The organism is Streptomyces sp. CBMA123, assembly GCF_014596465.1.
GTDB lineage: Bacteria > Actinomycetota > Actinomycetes > Streptomycetales > Streptomycetaceae > Kitasatospora.
Genome location: NZ_MECK01000293.1, coordinates 1 through 6,254, shown reverse-complemented (window position 1 = coordinate 6,254; position 6,254 = coordinate 1). Strand labels below are relative to the sequence as shown.

Sequence of the window (6,254 nt, the reverse complement as noted above, 5' to 3'; positions counted from 1 at the left end):
GCGGCCCGCCCCGGTAGGGGGCGAGCACCGGCTGCAGGTGCAGCGGCAGGTCGTACACCTCGCCGGACAGCCGCACCCCGTACTCCTCGGCCACCGCCCGCTTGAAGGCGGGGCGGTCGACGCCGGGGCGGGCGCCGGATCGTCCGGCCCGCAGGCGGCGACGGCGGTCAGCCCGACGAACACGGCGACGGCGGCCGCGGCACGGCGCATGAGTGGTTCCCCCCGAGGTTGACGCAAGAGCGGTCAGCCTACGCCACCGAATCAGCACCGCTTGGGCCCGCATCCACAACATTCCGGACACAGAGAGGCACTGGGGGCGCGGGAGGGGCGGGAGCCGCGACCGAGACCCGCTCTCACCTGGCCCGCCCGTCCCGATCCCGGGCCCCACCCGGCCACCGCGTCCCTGGCGCCCCGGCCGGGCGGCGCGCAGCGTGGAGGTGAGGGCCCAGGCGGGACGGGCGGGCCGCACGCCCGCTCGCGCCTGGGCGGCGGAGGAGGTGCGTGATGGCCAGCAGCGGACCGGCCCCCGGTCGGAAGCGCCGGATCGTGGTCGGCATCGACGGGTCGGAGCCGTCGAAGGCGGCACTGCGCTGGGCGGTCGACCAGGCCGTCCTCACCGGGGCCGCCGTGCACGCGGTGGCCGCCTGGGAGTACCCCGCGCTGTACGGCTGGTTCGCGCCGATGGTGGACGAGGGGTTCGAACAGGCCGCCCACCGCACGCTGACCGCCGAGGTCGACGGGATCGTCGGGCCGGAGCGCCCGGTGGAGATCCGGGAGAGCCTGGTGCCCGGGCACGCCGCCGAGGTGCTGCTGGAGGCGGCCGAGAACGCGGACCTGCTGGTGCTCGGCAGCCGCGGCCGGGGCACCTTCGCCCGGACGCTGCTCGGCTCGGTGTCCACCCGCTGCGCGGTGCACGGGGTCTGCCCGGTGGTGATCGTCCGGGCGGACGGTACGGCCCGCGCCCCGGCCCCGCCGGCCGAGGACGCCGCGGCGGCGGAGCGGGCCCCGGAGACCGCCCGCACCAAGGACTGGCAGCTCAGCCTGCACCTGGTCGAGGACCGGGACACCACCCGGGTGCACGCCGTGCTGGACGCCGACGGCACCGTCCTGCACAGCGACGCCCTGGCCCGCCGCAACCCCCGCGACACCCCGGCCCCGGCGGTCGGCGACGAGTTCGCGGTCGGCCGCGCCCTGGTGGACCTCGGTCACCAGCTGCTGCGCGCCGGGGTCCACGGCGCCACCGGGCCGACGGAGGGCTGAGCCTCACGACAGGTGAGCCGGCGCCACGAACAGGCACCACGAACGAGCACCACGAACGGTCACGACGAGTGGGCGCCCGCCACGTGCGGTAGGACATGCTGGACCCGCCCCCCTCACCCCCCGCCGGAGCCACCCCGCCGATGAACACCCCCGACCCCGAAGCCCACGCCCCCGAAACCCCCGAACCCCCCGATGCCGCTGACGCCGCTGACCGCCGCACCGCCCCCGGCGGCGACACCGACTTCGCCCCCGCCGAGCGTGCCCGCGGCCGCGCGCTGCGCCGCGCCCAGCTGCCGTGGGCACTCGGCGGCCGGGTGGCGGGCCTGGCGCTGACCCTGGTACTCGGCCTGACCCCGGTCGGCGCCGCGCTGGTGACCGCCACCGGCCGCTGGCTCGGCGGTTCCCGGACGGCCGCGGTGCTGGCCGGCGCGACGGCCCTGGTGGTGCTGGGCCAGGTGCTGCAGCTGCCCTTCGGCGCCGGGGTGCGGGCCGTCCGGTCCCGATACGGGCTGGTGACCCAGGGCTGGGCGGGCTGGGCGACGGACACCCTGCGCTCGTTCGCGCTCACCCTGCTGCTGGTGCTGCCGCTCGTGCTCGGCCTGTTCGCGCTGACGGCCTGGTCGCCGCGGTACTGGTGGCTGCCGGCGGCGGGCGGGGCGGCGCTGCTGACGGTCGCGCTGTCCTTCCTCTACCCGCTGCTGATCGAGCCGGTGTTCAACCGGTTCGCCCCGATGCCGCCGGGCGAGCTGCGCACCGCCCTGCTGGCGCTGGCCGAGCGGGACGGGGTGCGGGTGCGGGACGTCCTGGTGGCGGACGCCTCCCGGCGGACCACCGCGCTGAACGCGTACGTGTCCGGCTTCGGCGCGACCCGCCGGATCGTCGCGTACGACACGCTGCTGTCGGCCGCGGAGCCGCGCGAGGTGGAGTTGGTGGTGGCGCACGAGCTGGGGCACGTCAAGCACCGGGACGTACCGGTCGGCACGGCGCGCGGGGCGGTGGGCGTCGCCGTGGCGGTGGCCGTGCTGGGCCTGCTGGCCGACTGGCGTCCGCTGGTGACGGCCGCCGGGGCGGTCGGCCCGGCCGACCCCCGGGCGCTGCCGCTGCTGGCCGCGCTCGCGGCGCTCATCAGCGCCCTGTCGGGGCCGGCCCAGTGCGCGGTGAGCCGCCGGATCGAGGCCAGGGCGGACCGGCACGCACTCGAACTGACCGGGGACGTCGAGCAGTTCGTGGCGATGCAGCGCAGACTGGCGGTGGTGAACGTCTCGGATGTCGACCCGCCGCGGCTGCTTGAGCTACTGTTCGCCACTCACCCGAGTGCGACCCGCCGGATCGCGGCCGCCCGTGCCTGGCAGGCCGCGCGAGGCCGGGCCGTGGCCGCTCCGGCCGACGGGCCGGCGACGGAGCAGCGCACGACCCCGGGCGAATCCGTTGTATAGTGCAACAAATTTCGAGGAGGTAGCAACGCCGTGCCCGGCCGCCAGTCGTCCATCGACACCATCCAGCGCGAGCTGACCGCCTTCGCCCGCCGTGCCCGGCACAAGGCCTCCCAGCTGCACCCCGACCTCTCCCTGGTCACCTACAGCATCCTCGACCTGATCACCGAGCGCGGCGGCTGCCGGGCCGCCGACGTGGCCGCGCACTTCATGCTCGACAAGTCCACCGTCAGCCGCCAGGTCACCGCCCTGGAGAAGCTCGGCCTGCTGCGCCGCGAGGCCGACCCGGACGACCAGCGCGGTCAGATCCTGCGCGCCACCGAGGCCGGACTCACCCTGCTGCGGGACGCCAACGAGCAGCGCCGGACGGCCTTCACCACCCGCTTCACCGACTGGTCCGACGAGGACGTCGCCCGCTTCGCCGACTACCTGGCCCGGTACGGCGAGGAAGGCTGACCTCCGACGCGAGGCTGACCTCCCGCCGGAACGGCTGATCACCGGCGCGGGGCTGATCACCGGCGCGTGGCTGCTGATCACCGGCGCGTGGCTGCTGACCTCGGGCGCGGGGCCGACCTCGGCCCCGGAGGACCGGCCTCGGGCCGGAAGGGCCGGCCCGGCACACCGGGCTCCACAGCCCGGGACCGCCGTCCCGGGGTGCGCCCCACCACTCCCACGGTGTACAGAGGAGAGGTGCCCCTCCGGCAGCGTCCCGACCAGTCCCGTCCACGCGCCCGCCGCCGCTCCTGGCGGCCCGACCGGCGCATGATGACGGCACTGCCGCTCGCACTGATCGTCGTGATCACCGTCGTCGACATCCTCTCGCCGCCGGAGATCCACCTCGGCCCGCTGCTGATCGTCGCCCCTGCCCTCACCGCCTCCTTGGCGGGCCCCCGGGCCACCGCCGCGGTCGCTCTGCTCGCCATCGCCGCGCTCACCGTCATCGGCGCCGTCCGGGACGGCCTGACCAGCGCCAACATCGAGACCCAGCTCAGCGCCCAGGTGATCGTCTCGGTGCTGATCGTCGGCCTGCGGGTGCTGCGCGCCCGGCACGAACGCGAACTGGCCAGGGTGCGCTCCGTCTCCGAGGCCGCCCAGCGGGTACTGCTGCGCCCGCTGCCGGAACGGATCGGGACGCTGCACCTGGCCTCCGTCTACCTGGCCGCCGAGGCCGAGGCGCAGGTCGGCGGCGACCTCTACGCGGCCGCCCGGACCACCGACGGCACCCGGCTGCTGGTCGGCGACGTCCGCGGCAAGGGGCTGGCCTCGCTCGGCGACGCGGCCCTGCTGCTCGGCGCCTTCCGGGCCGCCGCCCACCTGCACGCGGACCTGCCGGGCCTGGCCGAGTACCTGGACGGCAGCGTCTGCTGGGACCTCGCCCAGTTGGCCGAGGCCCGGCAGGCCGAACGGTCCCGGCACCCGCGGCCGCCCGAGGACGCACCGGACGAGGGCGGCGAGTCGTTCATCACCGCCGTCCTGCTCGACATCCCGGACGACGAGGCGCTCGTCCACCTGATCGACTGCGGCCACCCGCCCCCGCTGCTACTGCGCCCGGAGGGCGTCACCACGCTCACCACCCGGCACCCGGCACCGCCGCTCGGCCTCGGCGAGCTCGCCCCGGTCTCCTACGAGGTGCAGACCTACCCGTTCCGTCCCGGCGACCGGCTGCTGATCTACACCGACGGCGTGATCGAGGCCCGGGACGCCCAGCGCCGCTTCTACCCGCTCACCGAACGGGTCACCGCCTGGCAGGCCGAACGCCCGGGCGTCCTGCTGCACCACCTGCGCCGCGACCTACTCGCCCACGTCGGCCGCCGGCTGGACGACGACGCGGCGATGGTGGTGGTGGAGCGGCTCTGGTGAGGGCGGGATCGGCGGGTGCCGGGTTTCAGCTGACAGATAACAGATAACAGCTGACAGATGTCGACATCTGTCAGCCGTTGGTTGTCAGCTGCCTCCTGCCCTTTCCCTCCCCCGGGGCCGCTACGGCTGGTACACGTACGGCGTGGTGGTGCTCAACCGGGCGAAGCCGAGCCGCTCCAGGATCGGGCGGCTCTGGTCGCTCGCGTCGACCTGGAGATACTCGTAGCCCAGTTCGGCGGCCTGGCGGGCCCGGTGGGCGACCAGGGCCCGGTAGATGCCCCGGCCTCGCCAGCCCGGGACGGTGCCGCCGCCCCACAGGCCCGCGAACCCGGTGCCCGGGGTGAGTTCCATCCGGGCTGCGCTGACCGGCTGGTCGCCGACCATCGCGACGACCATGAGGAGCGTCTCCGAGTCGTGCCGCAGGTGGTCGAGCAGCCGCTCGCGCAGGGCGGGCGATTCGGTACCGAAGGACAGCTCGTGGGCGACGACCATGAGGTCGACCCCGGCCTCGTCGGTCACCGGCTCCAGCCGGACGCCCTCCGGCAGGGCCGCGTCGGTGGGCAGGTCGGCGATCCGGGCGATCATCAGCGCCTCGTCCGGTTCGGCGGTGAACCCGGCCGCGAGCAGCCGACGGCCGAGGTCGGCGGGCTGGTCGTGGGCGTAGGTCTTCCACTCGAACTCCAGGCCCAGCCCGGTGAAGTGGGCCACCTGCGCGGCGATCGCGGCGTCCGCCCCGGCCTCGTCCAGACCGGACCAGACGATGCCGTTCCAGGCGCGCTCCCCGCCGACCAGGCGCACCACGGCGCCGTCGCGCTCCACGCGGACGCCGGGGCCGTCCGGCTGCGCGTCGCGCCGGATCCGCTGGTCGAACAGGGCACGTACGTGATCACGATCCATCCGGTCACTCCAGCACGAGGCGTGGCCGTCCGCCACCCGTTTTCCCCGCGGCCTTCCGCCCCACGGCCTTCCGTTCTGGGGCCTTCCGTTCTGGGGCCTTCCGCCCCACGGACTTCCGCTCGGCGCCCTTCCGCTCGGCCGGCTCCGGCCGGGGGGTGCGGATCACCTCGCTGGGCGCCTCCGCGCCCATGACGGCGTCCAACAGGTCGCGCGCGGCCGCGAGTTCCTCCAGCTGCCGGGTGATCCGGGCCCGTTCCCGGGCCAGGCCGTCGAGCAGCTCCGGGCAGGTCGGGCCGGGACGGCGCTGCCCGGGCAGCGGCAGGCCCGGGAGGATCTCGGCGATCACGCTGCTGCTGAGGCCGGCCGCGAGCAGGGTGCGGATGCCGTGGACGGTGTCCACGTCCCGGTCGCCGTAATCCCGGTAGCCGCTGGGGCGGCGTTCGGGGGTGAGCAGCCCCTGCTCCTCGTAGTAGCGCAGGGCGCGCGGGGTGACCCCGGTCCGCCGGGCGAGTTCTCCGATCCGCATCGCGGCACCTCCCGTCGAGCTGCCTCCGGCTTGACCCTGCCGTCGGCGTGAAGGTCTAGCGTAACCGCCATGCCGAACGAACGATCTTCCTCAACCCCCTTTTCCGGCAACGCCGTTGCCGTGCTCGGACTCGGCCCGATGGGCCGGGCACTGGCCGGGGCGCTGCTGGCCGCCGGCCACCCCGTCACGGTCTGGAACCGCACCCCCGGCCGGGAGGGCGAGCTGCTCGCCCGGGGCGCGCGGGCGGCCGGGACCGTCGCCGCGGCCGTGGCCTCCGC

At 75.5% G+C, this 6,254-nt stretch carries 7 protein-coding genes; 5 read left to right on the top strand and 2 right to left on the bottom strand.

Annotated features, from left to right (window positions below):
• Nucleotides 1-504 precede the first annotated feature (504 nt).
• The 4 genes from BG452_RS47805 to BG452_RS27750 all read left to right on the top strand — a co-directional run bounded on the left by BG452_RS47805 (nt 505) and on the right by BG452_RS27750 (nt 4,553).
• Complete coding sequence (locus BG452_RS47805) at nt 505-1,260, top strand: universal stress protein (protein WP_188307096.1); 756 nt, start codon at nt 505-507, stop codon at nt 1,258-1,260.
• Nucleotides 1,261-1,400: 140 nt separating this feature from the next.
• Complete coding sequence (locus tag BG452_RS27760; RefSeq protein WP_188307095.1) at nt 1,401-2,696, top strand: M48 family metallopeptidase; 1,296 nt, start codon at nt 1,401-1,403, stop codon at nt 2,694-2,696.
• Nucleotides 2,697-2,726: 30 nt separating this feature from the next.
• The gene (locus BG452_RS27755; protein ID WP_188307094.1) at nt 2,727-3,149 is read left to right on the top strand and encodes a MarR family winged helix-turn-helix transcriptional regulator; all 423 of its coding nucleotides are present in this window, start codon (nt 2,727-2,729) and stop codon (nt 3,147-3,149) included.
• 306 nt (nt 3,150-3,455) lie between these two features.
• On the top strand, nt 3,456-4,553 hold the full coding sequence (locus tag BG452_RS27750; protein ID WP_188307097.1) for a PP2C family protein-serine/threonine phosphatase: 1,098 nt from the start codon (nt 3,456-3,458) through the stop codon (nt 4,551-4,553).
• A gap of 120 nt (nt 4,554-4,673) precedes the next feature.
• On the opposite strand, the gene BG452_RS27745 is transcribed toward BG452_RS27750, so the two are convergent.
• A complete protein-coding gene (locus BG452_RS27745) occupies nt 4,674-5,450 on the bottom strand; it encodes a GNAT family N-acetyltransferase (protein WP_188307093.1) in 777 nt (258 codons plus the stop codon).
• Nucleotides 5,451-5,454: 4 nt separating this feature from the next.
• On the bottom strand, nt 5,455-5,976 hold the full coding sequence (locus BG452_RS27740; protein ID WP_188307092.1) for a MerR family transcriptional regulator: 522 nt from the start codon (nt 5,974-5,976) through the stop codon (nt 5,455-5,457).
• Between the two features lie 69 nt (nt 5,977-6,045).
• Here BG452_RS27740 and BG452_RS27735 point away from each other — a divergent pair.
• Nucleotides 6,046-6,254, top strand: a 209-nt coding sequence (locus tag BG452_RS27735) for an NAD(P)-binding domain-containing protein (RefSeq protein WP_188307091.1), incomplete at its 3' end; no start/stop codon positions are given.

Coding starts and splice junctions, on each gene's coding strand:
- BG452_RS47805 (WP_188307096.1), top strand. CDS start 505: ATGGCCAGCAGCGGACCGGCCCCCGGTCGGAAGCGCCGGATCGTGGTC.
- BG452_RS27760 (WP_188307095.1), top strand. CDS start 1,401: ATGAACACCCCCGACCCCGAAGCCCACGCCCCCGAAACCCCCGAACCC.
- BG452_RS27750 (WP_188307097.1), top strand. CDS start 3,456: ATGATGACGGCACTGCCGCTCGCACTGATCGTCGTGATCACCGTCGTC.
- BG452_RS27745 (WP_188307093.1), bottom strand. CDS start 5,450: ATGGATCGTGATCACGTACGTGCCCTGTTCGACCAGCGGATCCGGCGC.
- BG452_RS27740 (WP_188307092.1), bottom strand. CDS start 5,976: ATGCGGATCGGAGAACTCGCCCGGCGGACCGGGGTCACCCCGCGCGCC.